The 14,374-nt window shown below is 72.9% G+C and carries 14 protein-coding genes; 7 read left to right on the top strand and 7 right to left on the bottom strand.

Annotation, left to right across the window (positions count from 1 at the left end):
* The first annotated feature begins 58 nt into the window (after nt 1-58).
* The 5 genes from pheA (at nt 59) to BOQ63_RS22870 (ending at nt 5,822) form a co-directional block, all read left to right on the top strand.
* Complete coding sequence (gene pheA / locus BOQ63_RS22850; RefSeq protein ID WP_030278148.1) at nt 59-994, top strand: prephenate dehydratase; 936 nt, start codon at nt 59-61, stop codon at nt 992-994.
* Nucleotides 995-1,544: 550 nt separating this feature from the next.
* A complete protein-coding gene (gene serS, locus BOQ63_RS22855) occupies nt 1,545-2,819 on the top strand; it encodes a serine--tRNA ligase (protein ID WP_072654882.1) in 1,275 nt (424 codons plus the stop codon).
* Nucleotides 2,816-3,649: an HAD family hydrolase gene (locus tag BOQ63_RS22860; protein WP_046387236.1), complete on the top strand. Its 834-nt coding sequence runs from the start codon at nt 2,816-2,818 to the stop codon at nt 3,647-3,649. The genes serS and BOQ63_RS22860 overlap by 4 nt, the downstream gene beginning before the upstream one ends.
* Before the next feature lie 111 nt (nt 3,650-3,760).
* The gene (locus BOQ63_RS22865) at nt 3,761-4,492 is read left to right on the top strand and encodes a FadR/GntR family transcriptional regulator (RefSeq protein ID WP_030552783.1); all 732 of its coding nucleotides are present in this window, start codon (nt 3,761-3,763) and stop codon (nt 4,490-4,492) included.
* A 91-nt stretch (nt 4,493-4,583) separates the two neighbouring features.
* Nucleotides 4,584-5,822 carry a CynX/NimT family MFS transporter gene (locus tag BOQ63_RS22870; protein ID WP_030278152.1) on the top strand — a complete coding sequence of 413 codons (1,239 nt, stop codon included), beginning with the start codon at nt 4,584-4,586 and terminating at the stop codon, nt 5,820-5,822.
* A 34-nt stretch (nt 5,823-5,856) separates the two neighbouring features.
* Here BOQ63_RS22870 and BOQ63_RS22875 read toward each other — a convergent pair whose 3' ends face one another.
* From BOQ63_RS22875 to BOQ63_RS22895, 5 genes are all read right to left on the bottom strand, one after another.
* Nucleotides 5,857-6,573 (bottom strand): ABC transporter permease, encoded by a 717-nt coding sequence (locus tag BOQ63_RS22875; RefSeq protein ID WP_030278153.1) that lies wholly within the window; start codon nt 6,571-6,573, stop codon nt 5,857-5,859.
* Nucleotides 6,574-6,625: 52 nt separating this feature from the next.
* On the bottom strand, nt 6,626-7,543 hold the full coding sequence (locus BOQ63_RS22880; RefSeq protein ID WP_030278154.1) for an ABC transporter ATP-binding protein: 918 nt from the start codon (nt 7,541-7,543) through the stop codon (nt 6,626-6,628).
* A gap of 38 nt (nt 7,544-7,581) precedes the next feature.
* Nucleotides 7,582-8,481, bottom strand: a complete 900-nt coding sequence (locus BOQ63_RS22885; protein ID WP_030278155.1) for an ABC transporter permease — start codon at nt 8,479-8,481, stop codon at nt 7,582-7,584.
* Nucleotides 8,465-9,475, bottom strand: a complete 1,011-nt coding sequence (locus BOQ63_RS22890) for an ABC transporter ATP-binding protein (protein WP_046385392.1) — start codon at nt 9,473-9,475, stop codon at nt 8,465-8,467. Before BOQ63_RS22890 ends, BOQ63_RS22885 begins: the two co-directional genes overlap by 17 nt.
* A gap of 95 nt (nt 9,476-9,570) precedes the next feature.
* Nucleotides 9,571-10,158: a hypothetical protein gene (locus BOQ63_RS22895; protein WP_030552781.1), complete on the bottom strand. Its 588-nt coding sequence runs from the start codon at nt 10,156-10,158 to the stop codon at nt 9,571-9,573.
* 148 nt (nt 10,159-10,306) lie between these two features.
* On the opposite strand from BOQ63_RS22895, the gene BOQ63_RS22900 reads away from it, so the two are divergent.
* A complete protein-coding gene (locus BOQ63_RS22900; protein WP_030278158.1) occupies nt 10,307-11,194 on the top strand; it encodes an LLM class flavin-dependent oxidoreductase in 888 nt (295 codons plus the stop codon).
* Nucleotides 11,195-11,212: 18 nt separating this feature from the next.
* On the opposite strand, the gene BOQ63_RS22905 is transcribed toward BOQ63_RS22900, so the two are convergent.
* Nucleotides 11,213-11,356 (bottom strand): hypothetical protein, encoded by a 144-nt coding sequence (locus BOQ63_RS22905; RefSeq protein ID WP_157846566.1) that lies wholly within the window; start codon nt 11,354-11,356, stop codon nt 11,213-11,215.
* 253 nt (nt 11,357-11,609) lie between these two features.
* Between BOQ63_RS22905 and BOQ63_RS22910 the strand changes: the two genes are divergently transcribed.
* The gene (locus tag BOQ63_RS22910) at nt 11,610-12,458 is read left to right on the top strand and encodes an HAD family hydrolase (RefSeq protein WP_030278159.1); all 849 of its coding nucleotides are present in this window, start codon (nt 11,610-11,612) and stop codon (nt 12,456-12,458) included.
* A gap of 63 nt (nt 12,459-12,521) precedes the next feature.
* Here BOQ63_RS22910 and BOQ63_RS22915 read toward each other — a convergent pair whose 3' ends face one another.
* Nucleotides 12,522-14,330 (bottom strand): sensor histidine kinase, encoded by a 1,809-nt coding sequence (locus BOQ63_RS22915; RefSeq protein ID WP_223886021.1) that lies wholly within the window; start codon nt 14,328-14,330, stop codon nt 12,522-12,524.
* Nucleotides 14,331-14,374: the final 44 nt, after the last annotated feature.

A 14,374-nucleotide genomic window follows, 5' to 3' on the forward strand; every position in this document is an offset into this window, starting at 1 on the left:
TGGTGACTGCTTCGGCACCACCCCGCCCATGCACCACACCATCCGCAACGGAGGCGTCATGTCGGCCACCCGCTACACCTATCTCGGCCCGGCCGGCACCTTCACCGAGGCGGCGCTGCACACGCTGCCCGAGGCGGCGACCCGGGAGCTGGTGCCGCTGTCCTCGGTGGCGCTGGCGTTGGACGCGGTGCGCGGCGGGGAGGCCGCCGGGGCGTTCGTGCCGATCGAGAACTCGGTCGAGGGCGCGGTCACCGCGACCAACGACGAACTGGCCGCCGGCGCGCCGCTGATGATCTACCGCGAGGTGCTGCTGCCGATCACCTTCGCGCTGCTGGTGCGGCCGGGCACCGAGCTGTCCGGGGTGAAGACGGTGACCAGCCACCCGGTGGCCCAGCCGCAGGTGCGCAAGTGGCTGGCGGCCAACCTGCCGGACGCCACCTGGGAGTCGGCCGCCTCGAACGCGGACGGCGCCCGGCTGGTCGCCGAGGGCCGGTACGACGGGGCTTTCGCGGGCGAGTTCGCGGCGCCGATCTACGGGCTGGACCCGCTGGTCAAGGAGATCGCGGACTCCCACGGCGCGACCACCCGCTTCGTGCTGGTCGGCCGGCCGGGGCGGGTCTCCTCGCCGACCGGGGCGGACAAGACCTCGATGGTGGTCTGGCTGCCGGACGACCACCCGGGTGCGCTGCTGGAGCTGCTGCAGGAGTTCGCGGTGCGCGGGGTGAACCTGATGCGGATCGAGTCCCGGCCGACCGGGGAGGGGCTGGGCAACTACTGCTTCCTGATCGACTGCGAGGGGCACCTGTCGGAGCGGCGGGTGGCCGAGGCGATGATGGGCCTCAGGCGGATCTGCCCGCAGGTGCGGTTCCTCGGCTCCTATCCGCGCGCCGACCGGCAGGGGTCCAAGCACCGGCGGCCGGGGACCTCGGACGAGGATTTCGCGGCAGCGGCGGACTGGCTCTCCCGGGCGCTCGACGGACGCGCGGACATCTGAGCGTCGCCTCCCGTCTTTCCGGCCTTTTCCGACCGTTTTCGACTGTTACCGACCGGGCTGATCAAGTGCGGCGGGTGACCGCACCGTCATCCACAGGAACGTCCGGCTCCGGGGGCCGCTGTCCACAGGCCTCCCCGCTGTCCACACGCTGTCCACAGCCTGAAGTTATCCACAGGGCTGGGGACGAGTCGACAAACCGGTATAGCCATTGCGCAGAACAGGTCGGATCATCGGTTTGCGTCGCAGAGATGACTAATCGGACCAGAGTCACCCGCTTGCCTGCAAATCACCCGTGCGAGTGGTCCAATTCCCTCACCCGAGAAGGTTGATTGAGGTTTGAAACCTCAATTCCCTGCTTCCGTCGAGCGGAGGCCGATCCTCCCCCGCCATCCACAGCCCCGCCCCCGCGCCTGTGGATAACCCGCCCCGGACCCGGGCCCGATCCGGGCCCGGTGGATTCCCCACCGGAGTTATCCACAGGATCCGGTGAGTTATCCCCAGGGGAAAACCGGTACCGGTGGAGGAACGCCCGCCCGGTACGCTTGGCCCTGTGATTGACCTTCGCCTGCTCCGTGAGGACCCTGACCGAGTGCGCGCCTCGCAGCGCGTCCGTGGCGAGGACGTCGACGTGGTCGACGCCCTCCTCTCCGCCGACGAGCGGCGCCGGTCCTCGGGCAGCCGCTTCGACGAACTGCGCAACGAGCAGCGGGTGCTCGGCAAGCAGGTCGCCCAGGCCAAGGGCGAGGAGAAGACCGCCCTGCTGCAGCGCACCAAGGAACTGGCCGCCGAGGTCAAGGCCGCGGACGCCGAGCAGAGCGCGGCCAAGGAGGAGGCGGACCGCCTGCTCCGCTCCCTGGCGAACCTCATCGACCCGGCCGCCCCGGTCGGCGGCGAGGAGGACTTCGTCACCCTGGAGGAGATCGGCACCCCGCGCGACTTCGCCGCCGAGGGCTTCGAGCCCCGCGACCACGTCGAGCTCGGCCAGCTGCTGGGCGCGATCGACACCGAGCGCGGCGCCAAGGTCGCCGGTGCCCGCTCCTACTACCTGACCGGTCCCGGCGCGCTGCTGGAGCTCGCCCTGGTCAACATGGCGATCGCCCAGGCCACCGCGGCCGGCTTCATCCCGATGATCACCCCGGCCCTGGTCCGCCCGGCCGCCATGGACGGCACCGGCTTCCTCGGCCAGGCCGCCGAGAACGTGTACCACCTCCCCGAGGAGGACAAGTACCTCGTCGGCACCAGCGAGGTCCCGCTCGCGGCGTACCACATGGACGAGATCATCGAGGCCGACAAGCTGCCGCTGCGCTACGCCGGCTACTCGTCCTGCTTCCGCCGCGAGGCCGGCACCTACGGCAAGGACACCCGCGGCATCATCCGCGTCCACCAGTTCGAGAAGGTGGAGATGTTCGTCTTCACCACGCCCGAGGACGCCGAGAACGAGCACCGCCGCCTGCTCCAGTGGGAGAAGGACTTCCTCAACGCCCTGGAGCTGCCCTACCGGGTGATCGACGTCGCCTCCGGTGACCTCGGCTCCTCGGCCGCGCGCAAGTTCGACATCGAGGCCTGGATCCCCACCCAGGGCAAGTACCGCGAGGTCACCTCGACCTCCAACACCACCGAGTACCAGGCCCGCCGCCTGTCGATCCGGATGCGCGAGGAGGGCAAGACCCGCCCGCTCGCCACCCTGAACGGCACCCTGGTCGCCGTCCCGCGCACCATCGTGGCGATCCTCGAGAACCACCAGCAGGCCGACGGCTCGGTCGTCGTGCCCGAGGCGCTGCGGCCCTACCTCGGCGGGCGGACCGTCCTAGAGCCGGTCAAGTGACGTCGACCGCACACCCGATCGGTGGCGACCTGCCCTACCGGCTGGTCGCCACCGACCTCGACGGAACGCTGCTGACCAGCGCGGAGACCGTCTCCGAGCGCACCCGTGCCGCCCTGGCCGCGGCCACCGGCGCGGGCGCGCTGCACATCATCGTGACCGGGCGCTCGGCCGTCTGGGCCCGCCCGGTCTTCGACGAGATCGGCTACACCGGGATAGCGGTCTGCGGCCAGGGCGCCCAGGTCTACGACGCGGGCGCGCACAGGCTGCTCACCTCGCTCACCCTGGACCGCCGGCTCGCCGCCCTCGCGATCGAGAAGATCGAGGCCGAGACCGGCCCGCTGGCCGTCGCCTCCAACCAGGACGGCCTGGACGGGCAGGTGCTGGCCGGCCCCGGCTACGAGCTGCTGATCGGCTCCGACCTCCCGGTCGTCCGGGTCGGGCGCGGCGAACTGCTCGCCTCCCCGGTCGCCAAGCTCTACATCCAGCACCCCGGTCTGACCGACGACTCCCTCGCCGAGGCCGCCCGGCGCGCCGCGGGCGACCTGGTCGGCGTGGTGATGGCCGGGGCCGGCGTGGTCGAGCTGCTGCCGCTGGGCCTGTCCAAGGCCACCGGCCTGGCCGTCGCCGCCCGCCGCCTGGGCGTGCGCTCCGCCGACACCATCGCCTTCGGTGACATGCCCAACGACGTGCCGATGTTCGGCTGGGCGGCGCACGGCGTGGCCATGGCCGGCGCCCACGAGGAGCTGCTCGCCGTCGCGGACGAGGTGACCGCCGGCAACGACGAGGACGGCGTCGCCCTGGTCCTGGAGCGCCTCTTCCCCCGGGCCTGATCCCGGCCGACGACCGACGACGCACGGCCCCGGGGCAGTTGTAGGATGACCGGGCAAACCGGTTGTAGGATGACCGATGACCGACGAGTGGTGCACGAAGGGAGGCCCGGCATGAACGGCGACGGCAACGGCCTGCAGGCGGCCGGGCGGCGATCCCTGGTGGACACCACCATCGACCAGCTGCGCGAGCAACTCGCCGGCGGAGCCTGGCCGGTGGGATCGCAGATCCCCACCGAGCACGAACTCGCCGAGCGCCTGCAGGTCGGGCGGAACACCGTGCGGGAGGCGATCCGGGTGCTGGTGCACGCCGGAATGCTGGTCTCCCGGCAGGGCGAGGGCACCTTCGTACGGTCCACCAGCGACCCGGCGGCGGTGCTGCGCGGCGTCCAGCGCTCCGGCATCCGGGACGTCCTGGAGGTCCGCGCCGCACTGGAGACCGAGGGCGCCCGGCTGGCCGCCCTGCGGCACACCCCCGAGGACATCCGGCGGATGCGGGCCGCGCTGGCCCGCGAGGCCGAGATCTTCGCGACCCACCCCGAGCGGGCGGGCCGCGAGGCCACCGTCGAGCACGACCTGGAGTTCCACACCGCCGTCGTCGAGGCCGCGCACAACCCGGCGCTGGCCGAGGTGTACCGCTACTTCGGCGCCTCCGTGCGCGAGGCGATGACCGCCGCCTTCGGCGACCACGAAATGCCCGAGGCCGTCGTGGCCACCCACGAGGCGCTGGTCGACGCGATCGAGAGCGGCGACCCGGACCGTGCCGAGACGGCGTGTCGCGCGCTGCTCGCCGAGCCCACCGCGGCCGTCGAGCAGCTGCTCGCGGAAATCGCGGCCCGGAAGTAGGACGGCGCGAGCCCCGCCTCCGTCCGTTCCGCGACCGGCGTCCGTCCTCGTCGTCCGCGTCTCCCCTGATTCACGAAAGAACAGCACCCCCATGGCCGTCACCCGTGCCCCGCAGCCGGTTGCCACCACCCCTGCCCCGCTCCCCGTCCGCACCCGGCTCGCCCACCCGGCCCTGCTGCTGGCCGGCATCCTGCTGGTCGCGCTGAACATGCGCGCCTGCCTGGCCGCGGTCTCGCCGATGGTCGCCGAGATCCAGCGGACCTTCGGCCTGTCCTCCACCGCGAGCGGGCTGATCACCACCGTCCCGGTGCTGTTCCAGGGCGTCGGCGCGCCGCTCACCCCCCGGCTGACCCGCCGGTTCGGCGCCGAGCGCGTCGTCCTGGGCGCGGTGCTGGTGCTGGGCGCGGGCGTGCTGCTGCGGGTGCTGCCCTCCGTGTTCGCGCTGTACGCGGGCTGCGTGGTGATCGGCGTGGCCATCGCGGTGCTGAACGTGTCGATGCCGGGCCTGGTCAAGCGGGAGTTCCCGGACCGCGCGGCGACCATGACCGGCGTCTACTCGACCACCATGCTGGTCGGCGCGACCCTCGCCGCCGGCACCTCCGTCCCGCTGGAGCACGCGCTCGGCGGCGGCTGGCGGGCCTCGCTCGGCGCCTGGTCGCTGCTCGCGCTGGTCGCCGCGGTGGCCTGGCTGCCGCAGGTGCTGCGCTCCCGGCAGGAGAAGGCCGCGGTCGCCGCGGCCGCCCAGCCCGGCAAGCCGATCGAGAACCTGTGGAAGTCCCCGCTGGCCTGGCAGATCAGCCTGTTCATGGGCATCTCGTCGCTGCTGGTCTACACCCTGGTCGCCTGGATGCCCACCATCCTGGCCGACCACGGCATGGACCGCGGCCAGGCCGGCCTGGTCTTCGCCTTCTCCAACCTGGTGCAGGTGGCCGGCGCCTTCCTGGTGCCGCTGCTGGCCGGCCGGATGACCAGCCAGCGCGCGCTGGCCGTCACGATGGCCGCCCTGAACGGGCTCGGCATCGCCCTGCTGCTGGTAGCCCCGGTCTCCGGCGCCTGGGTGTCGGCGGCCATCCTCGGGGTGGCCCAGGGCGGTTCGCTGGGCCTAGGCCTGGCGTTCATCGTGCTGCGCACCGGCACCGCGGCCGGTGCCGCCCAGCTGGGCGGGATGTCCCAGGCGATCGGCTACCTGGTCGCCGCGGCCGGCCCGGTCGGCGCCGGTGCGCTGCACCAGCTGACCGGCGGCTGGGAGGCCACCCTGGTGCTGATGCTGGTGCTGGTCGCGGTGGTCGGCGCGGCGGGCCTCGGCGCGGGGCGCAACCGAACCCTCTGAGGCCGTTGCTCCTCGGCCGCGAGGGTCAGCGCGGTTACTCCTCGGCCGCGAGGGTCAGCCCGGCGAGCTTCACCGAGGCCAGCACGCTCGCCCCGACGGTGACCACCAGCAGCAGCGGGACGGCCGCCCCGAGCGAGACGTCGGCGCCGACCGCCGCGTCCCCGGCCACCGCCTCGGCGACCGCCCGGCCCCACTGCTGGACGCTCAGCGTCCGGGCGCCCTGGACGAAGTTGCCGATCAGCGATTCCCAGACCAGCGCGTACGCCAGCCCGGCCACCACCGCGTGCCGGGTGACCACGCCGAGCAGCAGGAACAGCGCGCTGTACGCGGCCCCGGCGACCAGCACGGCCACGGTGTATCCGAGGGCCACGCCGTCCCGGGTGCCGTACAGCAGCAGTCCGGCGAGCAGGGTCGGAACGGCGGCGAACACCCAGGTGGTGCCGATCGCGACGGCCAGCTTGGTGGTGACGATCTTCCAGCGCGGCAGCGGCTTGGCGAGCAGGTAGACGATCGACCCGTCGTCGATCTCGGTGGCGATCACACCGGTGCCGATCACCAGCCCGAGGATCGGGGTGAGGGTGCCGAGGTCCAGCTGACCGAGGATCTTGACGGTCAGGCCGTGTGCGTCGCCGTTCGACCGGCCGGCGATCGCCGAGACGATCAGCAGCAGGGCGGGCGCCACCAGCAGCAGGGCGCCGCGGCGGCGGCCGAGCAGGCCGCGCAGGGTCAGCCTGGCGACGGTCGGGTTCATGGTCGGTCGGCCCCTTCCTGGGTCCGGGTTTCGGTGGGGGTCGGGCCGGTCGTCACGCGGAGACCAGGTACGAGAAGACGCTCTCCAGCGACTCGTCCGCCGGGGACACGGTGTACAGCCGGATGCCGGCCTCCCGGGCGACCCGGGGCAGCAGGGTGGTGAAGCCCTGGAAGTTCACTGCCTCGATCCGCAGCGCCCGCTCCCGCTCGTCCACCTCGATGCCGGTGGTCGATCCGTCGGCGATCAGCGCGGCGGCGAGCCGTCGGTCGTCGCTGGAGCGGACCAGGTAGCGGTGCGGGCGGTCGGTCATCAGCCGCCGGATCCGCCGGAAGTCGCCCGAGGCGGCGTGCCGTCCGGCGACCACCACCTCGATGTGCCGGGCCAGTTGCTCGACCTCCTCCAGGATGTGGGAGGAGAACAGCACCGTCCGGCCGTCCGCTCCGAAGCGGCGCAGCAGTTCCATCAGCTGCAGCCGCTGGCGGGGGTCCATGCCGTTGAAGGGCTCGTCCAGCAGCAGCACGGCCGGGTCGTGGACGAGCGCCGAGGCCATCTTGACCCGCTGCTTCATGCCCTTGGAGTACGTCCCGGTGCGGCGGTCCTTCGCGTACGCCATCTCGACCAGGTCCAGGGCGCGCCGGGCGGCGGCGCCCGGCTGGGGCAGGCCGTGCAGTTCGGCGTTGGCGAGGACGAACTCCCAGCCGGTCAGGTGGTCGTACACGGACTCCCGTTCCGGGACCAGGCCGATCTGCCGGTACACCTGCTGGTTGCGCCAGATCGGCGCGCCGTCCAGGGTGACCGCCCCGCTGGAGGGGGCGAGGAAGCCGCTCATCATGTGGATGAGAGTGGACTTGCCCGCGCCGTTGGGGCCGAGCAGGCCGGTGACGCCGGGGCCGATCGACATCGTGATGTCGTTGACCGCGACCACGTTCCCGAACCAGCGGGAGACCTTGTCGATGGTGATGGTGGCCATGCCGCCCTCTCAGACGTCTCGCGGAAAACTGCGGTGGATCAGACGCGGCTGTAGCGGCGCAGCAGGAGCCGGTACGAGCCCGCCACCATCGCCACCGCGACCAGGGCGAACACCGCCGCGCCGAACGCGCCCGGGGCGTGCCGGCGGTCGAAGCCGGAACCGAGGTCGAACACCTCGTTGACCAGCGACTCCACCAGGCCGTTCGGTGAGATCAGGGCCGTCCACTGGGCGGCGTCCGAGCCGCCCGGGCTCGGGCCGCGCATGTCCACGACGACCGCCGCGACGGTCGAACTCACCACCAGGTAGCCCATGATGGCGGCCACCCCGAAGCCCCGGCGCGGGGTGGCCGCGGCGATCACCAGGGCCACCGAGGTCGGCACCAGGGCGTACAGCACGGCCGCCGCCAGGCCGTCGAGGAACTGGCCGGTGTTGTGCCCGAAGTCCATCCCGGCGAGCAGCGCCCCGGTGTACAGGACCAGCAGGGGCACTGCCATCAGCAGGAGTTGGGCGCAGGCCATGGCCGCGAACTTCGCCCGGACGTAGTCGGCGCGGGTGATCGGGCGGGAGAAGTAGAGCGGGACGGTGTGGTGGCGGAGGTCCCGGGAGAGCAGCACCGGCGCCTGGGAGGCGAGGAAGATCGACACCACCAGGCCGAGGTCGGAGAGGTAGCCGGCGTACTCGACCGGCAGCTCGTCCCGCTTCATGTACACCGCGACCGCGACGTAGATCACCGCCGGGACGGTGACCACGCCCAGCAGCAGCATCGGCAGCACCTTGGACCTGCCGGAGCGGCCGAGGCCGTACGCGGCGCGCAGGCTCTGGACGAAGAGCGAGCGGGTGGCGTGGGCGCGGCCCAGCCGGGGCCCGGTGTAGCCGCGGTAGCCGATGTCGTGGATGACGCCGGTGTCGGCGGCCCTGGCGTCAGGAGGCTGCGTCATCGTCCGTACCTCCCCTGGTGCTCGCGTCGTCGTGGGCGGTGAAGAGTTCGGCGACCCGGTGCCGGCGCTGCTCCAACCGGACCAGGCCGAGGCCGAGTTCGGCGACCGTGTCGCGGATGGTGTCGTAGGTGTCCTCGTCGGCCAACCGGACCAGCAGCAGGTGCGAGCCCTCCGGCTGGACGTCCAGCCCGGCCGCGGCGAGCCGGTCCCGCACCTCGGCGCCCGGTTCGGCGATCAGGTCCTCCGGGTGATCGGTGACCTCGACCGCGAGGACGGCCGTCGCCTCGGTGAAGGAGGCGGTGGAGGAGGAGCGCAGCAGCTTGCCGCCGTCGATCACCACCAGGTGGTCGCAGGTGCGTTCCAGCTCGCCGAGCAGGTGGGTGGTGACCAGCACCGAGATCCCGAAGTCGGAGTGGACCCGGCGGATCAGCCCCAGCATCTCGTCCCGGCCGGCCGGGTCGAGGCCGTTGGTCGGCTCGTCCAGCAGCACCAGTTTCGGGTCGTGCACCAATGCCTGGGCGAGCTTGACCCGCTGCTTCATGCCGGTCGAGTAGCCGCCCATCGGGCGGTACCGCTCCTCGTACAGGCCGACGTGCCGCAGGGTGTCCGCGGTGCGCTCGCGGGCGGCGGTGGCGGGCAGCCCCGCCATCCGGGCCATGTGCACCACGAACTCGGTCGCCGAGACGTCCGGCGGCAGGCAGTCGTGCTCCGGCATGTAGCCGACCCACTCACGGATCTCCGAGCCCCGGGTGGCGATGTCCAGGCCGAGCACCTCGCCGCGGCCGGAGGTCGCCGGGGCGAGCCCGAGCAGGATCTTGATCAGGGTGGACTTGCCCGCCCCGTTGGCCCCGACCAGTCCGACGACCCCGGGCTGCACCTCGACGGTCAGCTGGTCGAGCGCGGTGACCCGGGCGAACCTCTTGGTGAGGCCCTCGGTCTTGATGACAGCAGTGGACACGCCCTCAACGTAACGGCCGTGCGCCGCAAGGGGCATGAGCTGGAATGAGGAGGTCCTCTAGTGCCCCGGTATGACGCCGGGCCCGCTCCCCCTTAGGGGCTGCCGGGCCCGGCGTCACGTCACGTCCCGGGTCAGGAGCTCGGACGCTCCCACATCTCGGTGACCTTGCCGGAGGCGTCGACGGCGATCTTGTAGTCGCCGTTCGAGCAGGGGTAGAAGCCCTTCTGGTTCCCCGGCGTGGCGATGCACTCGTTGATGTGCTTCGCCAGGTCGGCCGCGTTGACGTCCTTCGGCGCGGCGACGACCGACCTGAGGTGGCCCTTGACGGTGGGCGAGAACTGCGCGGTCTTGTCGGCGCCCGTCGGCTCGTGGGCGACGTCGTCGACACCGCAGGCGTCCTTGGACTCCTTGTAGACCAGGGCCGTCGCGCTGGTGCCCTTCTGCACGATGACCCACTTCTGCCCGGCGGGCAGCGGGTCGCTGGTGCAGAAGCCCTCCGGGGCGCCGTCGGTGGGCTTGCCGCTCGGCGCGGGCTTGGCGGTGCCGGAGGCCGGGGCCCCGCTGGCGGGAGCCCCGGTGGCCGGCGCGGTGGCCGGGGCGGCGGTCGCACCGGCGGTGCCGGCGCCCTGGCCGGAGGAGTCGTCCGGGCCGCAGGCGGCGAGGCCGAAGGCGGCGGTGGCGACCAGGGCGGTGGCGAGCAGCCTCCTGGAAACAGACATGACGAAAGAACCCCCGTTTAACGCATGATCAGATAAAGGTGCGGCGGACAGATTAGCGCCTCCCGCCGACGTCCCCGCCCCGGACGGCACCCGGCCCGCCCCTCGCCGAAGGCCCGCTGAACCGGTCCGTCCGGTTATGGTCGGGGGCATGCGACTGAGCACCGTGATCCTTCCCATCCACCGGTGGGGCGAGGGGCAGAAGATCTGGCGGCGGGCCGAGGACCTCGGCTTCCACGCCGCGTACACGTACGACCACCTGTCCTGGCGCAGCTTCCGGGACGAGCCGTGGTTCGGGTCCGTGCCGACCCTCACCGCCGCCGCCTGCGCCACCGAGCGGATCAGGCTGGGGACGCTGGTGACCTCGCCGAACTTCCGGCACCCGGTGACGCTGGCGAAGGAGCTGATCACGCTGGACGACGTGTCCGGCGGGCGGGTCACGCTGGGCATCGGGGCCGGCGGGACGGGCTTCGACGCGACGGCGACGGGGCAGGAGGCGTGGTCGCCGAAGGAGCGGGCGGACCGGTTCGGGGAGTTCCTGCCGCTGCTGGACGAGCTGCTGCGCAGTGACGCGACCACGCGCGAGGGCACGTACTACTCGGCGGTCGAGGCGCGGAACGTCCCCGGCTGCGTGCAGACCCCGCGGGTGCCGTTCTACGTGGCCGCGACCGGGCCGCGCGGGCTGAGGCTGGCGGCGGAGTACGGGCAGGGCTGGGTGACGTACGGGGACCCGAAGGGGCCCGCGGACGTGCCGGTGGAGCAGGCGCCCGCGGTGATCGCCCAGCAGATCGCGAAGCTGACGGCGGCCTGCGAGGCGAAGGGCCGGGACGTGGCGACGCTGGAGAAGGTGCTGCTCCAGGGCTCGACGGCGGAGAAGCCGCTGCAGTCGGTGGACGCCTTCGTGGACTGGGCCGGGACGTACCGGGAGCTGGGGATCACCGAGCTGGTGATCCACTGGCCGGTGCCGGACTCGATCTTCGAGAACGACCTCGCCGTCTTCGAGCAGATCGCCACCGAGGGTCTCGCCCAGCTGGGCTGAGCCCGGCCGGGCCGGGCGTCACGGGTGCGGGCGGGTGCGCTGGGCAGGGAGGGCGGGGACCGGGTCCGGGGTGCGGCGGGCGAGCTCGGCGAGGGTGTGGAAGAGGACCTCGCCGAGCAGGACCGGCTCCCGGGAGACGGTCGGTGAGATCGGGGCGTCCATGGCCCGGGGATCCGGGACCCGGGGATCCGGGGACGGGAGGGTCGGGGGCGGCTCGTCACGGCACTGGCGAGTGGGCATGGCTCTTCCTGCCGACGGGGTGACCGGGAGGAGTCCTGCCCGCCGGGCCCGCAGCGACACCCCGGACGGGGACGGATCGGCCGGAAACGGCGCGCGAAGGGCCGGAACCCGTCCGTACGGTCATCACTGCTGCCCCGACCGGGGCGCCGCACGGGTGTTCAGCCGCGCGGCGGCGATGGGCGAAGATGGACCGGTGACCGAAGCCCGCACCGCCCCCCGCCTCATCGCCACCGACCTGGACGGCACCCTGCTGTGCTCCGGCGGTACCGTCAGCGACCGCACCGCCGCGGCCCTGGCGGCGGCCGAGGCGGCCGGGGTGCAGGTGGTGTTCGTGACCGGGCGGCCGCCGCGCTGGATGCAGCAGCTGAGCCCGCACATCGGCGGCCACGGGGTGGCGATCTGCTCCAACGGCGGCGCGATCGTGGACGTGCGGCGCGGCGGCGAGCTGATCGAGTGCTTCCCGATGCCGGCCGAGACCTCGCTGGCCGTGGTGGAGGCGCTGCGGGCCGAGCTGCCCGGCACCACGTTCGCCTTCGAGTACGCGGACGGCTGGGCCCGCGAGCCCGAGTACGAGGTGCTGATGTGGGGCGACGCGGAGGTCCGGGCGGTCGGCCCGGCCGAGCGGCTGCTGGCGGACGGCGGACCGGTGCGCGGCCTGTTCAAGCTGCTCGCCAAGCACCCGGACCTCGACCCGGACACCTTCCTCACCGAGGCCAGGACGGCGGCCGGGCACCTGGCCGAGATCACCCGCTCCTCGCCGATCTCGCTGCTGGAGATCAGCGCGCCCGGCGTCACCAAGGCCAGCACGCTGGCCCGTTGGTGCGCCGAGCACGGGATCGACCGCAGCGAGGTGGTGGCCTTCGGTGACATGCCGAACGACCTGGAGATGCTGGCCTGGGCGGGCACCTCGTACGCCGTCGCCAACGCCCACCCCCAGGTGCTGGCGTCGGTGGCGCAGCACACGGTGAGCAACGAGGACGACGGCGTCGCGGCGGTGGTGGAGGAGCTCCTCCGGCTGCTCTAGGGGGACGTCCTCCCTCGTTCGGCTTTCACCCGTCGGTGCGGGACCGCCTGCGGCCGGGCCCGCTCACAGCCGCGCGGTCCAGCGCACCACGGTCCCCTTCCGGTACGGACCACTCTCGTGCCAGGCTGCCCCGCCGAGCGCCTCCGCCCGCCGGGTCAGGTTGAGCAGTCCGCTGCGCCGGCCGCCCTGCGGGATGCCGACCCCGTCGTCGGTGACGCTGAGCAGCACGCCGGGCCTTCCGCCCCGGTCCAGGGACTCCGGGTCGCCGCCGACGGGCCGGCCCTTGTCGCCCAGGTGGACGGTGGCGTCGATCTCCACGCCGACCCGGGAGGCCCTGGCGTGCCGGGCCGTGTTGGAGAGCATCTCCCTCAGGGCGGCGAGGAGTTGGCGCCCGGTGTTCTCGCCGACCAGGCTCTCCACCGGCCCGACGAAGCTCACCGAGGGCTTGAAGCCGAGCGCCGCCGCGGCCTGGCTGGCCTCGCGCAGGACCCGGGTGCGCAGGGTGTCGGGGGCGTCGCCGTGGTTGTCGTGCTGGAGGGCGTAGATGGTGGTGCGGACCTCCTGGATGGTGGCGTCCAGTTCGTCCACCGCGTTGCCGATGCCGGCCTTCACCTCGGGGACGACGGCCCTGCGGGCCGCGCTCTCCAGCATCATCCCGGTGGCGAACAGCCGTTGGATCACCAGGTCGTGGAGGTCGCGGGCGATCCGGTCGCGGTCCTGGAAGACGGCCAGGCGCTGCTGGTCGCGCTGGCCCTCGGCGAGCCGCAGGGCGAGGGCGGCCTGCGAGGCGAAGGTCCCGGCGAGCTGCTTCTCGGAGTCGGTGAACGGCAGCGCGCCGCGCGGGCGCCAGACGCAGAGGCCGCCGAGCACCCGCCCGCGGGCGACCATCGGCACGGCCATGGACGGGCCGAAGCTGCGGGCGAGCCGCATCACCACGGTGGGGTCGCCGGACATGTCGTCCAGGTAGACGCTGTCCCCCTCCAGCAGCCGGGCGGCGAAGCTGTCCTTGGGCAGCAGCTCGCCGCGGACGAACTCGGCGGCCTCCCCGGAGGCGTGGGCGACCCGCATCTGGCAGTCCCCCTCGCCGACCGGGGCGGTGGGCAGCAGGATCATCCCGAGCGCGGCGTCCGCCAACTCCCGTACCTGCTCCGCCGCGACGGTCAGCGCGCCCTCGGCCTGCTCGGCGGCGAGCAGGGCGGTGGTGACGGCGGCGGCGCCGGCGATCCAGCGTTCTCGGCGGCGCCCCTCCTCGTACAGCCGGGAGTTCTCGATGGCCACACCGGCGGCCGCGGCGAGCGCGTGCACCACCTGCTCGTCCTCGGGGGTGAAGGCGCCGCCGCCCTTCTTCTCGGTGAGGTAGAGGTTGCCGAAGACCTCCTCGCGGACCCGGATCGGCACGCCCAGGAAGGTCCTCATCTGCGGGTGGTGCGACGGGAATCCGGAGGAGCGCGGGTCGGCGCCGAGTTCGGTCAGCCGCAGCGGTTCGGGGCGGTCGATGAGCGCGCCGAGGATGCCGCGGCCGGCGGGCAGTTCGCCGATCTCGGCGGCGGTCGCGTCGTCGATGCCGACGTGGATGAAGTCGGCCAGGCCGTCCCCGCCGGGGGCGATCACGCCGAGGGCCGCGTACCGGGCGTCGACGAGTTCGGCCGCGCCGGTGGCGATGCGGTGCAGGGTGGCGTGCAGGTCGAGCCCGGCGCCGATGGACACCACCGCCTCCAGCAGCCGCTGCATCCGGTCGGTGACCGCCGCGGCGGACTGCAGGCGTTCCGCGACCTCGGTGACGAGGGTGTCCAGCCCGAGCGAGGCGATCTCGGGCACCCGGTGGGGTGTCGGCTCGGGGGCGGCCTCGGGGAGGTCCGGCATGGGGTCCATGCAGAAAGCCTAGTTTGTACGGTTTTCAGCAGAAGGGCGGCGCA

Origin of the sequence: Streptomyces viridifaciens, assembly GCF_001888885.2 — a bacterium.
Taxonomy (GTDB): Bacteria; Actinomycetota; Actinomycetes; order Streptomycetales; family Streptomycetaceae; genus Kitasatospora; species Kitasatospora aureofaciens.

Excerpts from the sequence above, each read along its gene's own strand:
- pheA (WP_030278148.1), top strand. The coding sequence starts at position 59 with ATGTCGGCCACCCGCTACACCTATCTCGGCCCGGCCGGCACCTTCACC.
- BOQ63_RS22910 (WP_030278159.1), top strand. The coding sequence starts at position 11,610 with ATGGGCGAAGATGGACCGGTGACCGAAGCCCGCACCGCCCCCCGCCTC.
- BOQ63_RS22870 (WP_030278152.1), top strand. The coding sequence starts at position 4,584 with ATGGCCGTCACCCGTGCCCCGCAGCCGGTTGCCACCACCCCTGCCCCG.
- BOQ63_RS22890 (WP_046385392.1), bottom strand. The coding sequence starts at position 9,475 with ATGCCCCTTGCGGCGCACGGCCGTTACGTTGAGGGCGTGTCCACTGCT.
- BOQ63_RS22895 (WP_030552781.1), bottom strand. The coding sequence starts at position 10,158 with ATGTCTGTTTCCAGGAGGCTGCTCGCCACCGCCCTGGTCGCCACCGCC.
- BOQ63_RS22915 (WP_223886021.1), bottom strand. The coding sequence starts at position 14,330 with ATGGACCCCATGCCGGACCTCCCCGAGGCCGCCCCCGAGCCGACACCC.
- BOQ63_RS22885 (WP_030278155.1), bottom strand. The coding sequence starts at position 8,481 with ATGACGCAGCCTCCTGACGCCAGGGCCGCCGACACCGGCGTCATCCAC.
- BOQ63_RS22900 (WP_030278158.1), top strand. The coding sequence starts at position 10,307 with ATGCGACTGAGCACCGTGATCCTTCCCATCCACCGGTGGGGCGAGGGG.
- BOQ63_RS22865 (WP_030552783.1), top strand. The coding sequence starts at position 3,761 with ATGAACGGCGACGGCAACGGCCTGCAGGCGGCCGGGCGGCGATCCCTG.
- BOQ63_RS22875 (WP_030278153.1), bottom strand. The coding sequence starts at position 6,573 with ATGAACCCGACCGTCGCCAGGCTGACCCTGCGCGGCCTGCTCGGCCGC.
- BOQ63_RS22905 (WP_157846566.1), bottom strand. The coding sequence starts at position 11,356 with ATGGACGCCCCGATCTCACCGACCGTCTCCCGGGAGCCGGTCCTGCTC.
- BOQ63_RS22880 (WP_030278154.1), bottom strand. The coding sequence starts at position 7,543 with ATGGCCACCATCACCATCGACAAGGTCTCCCGCTGGTTCGGGAACGTG.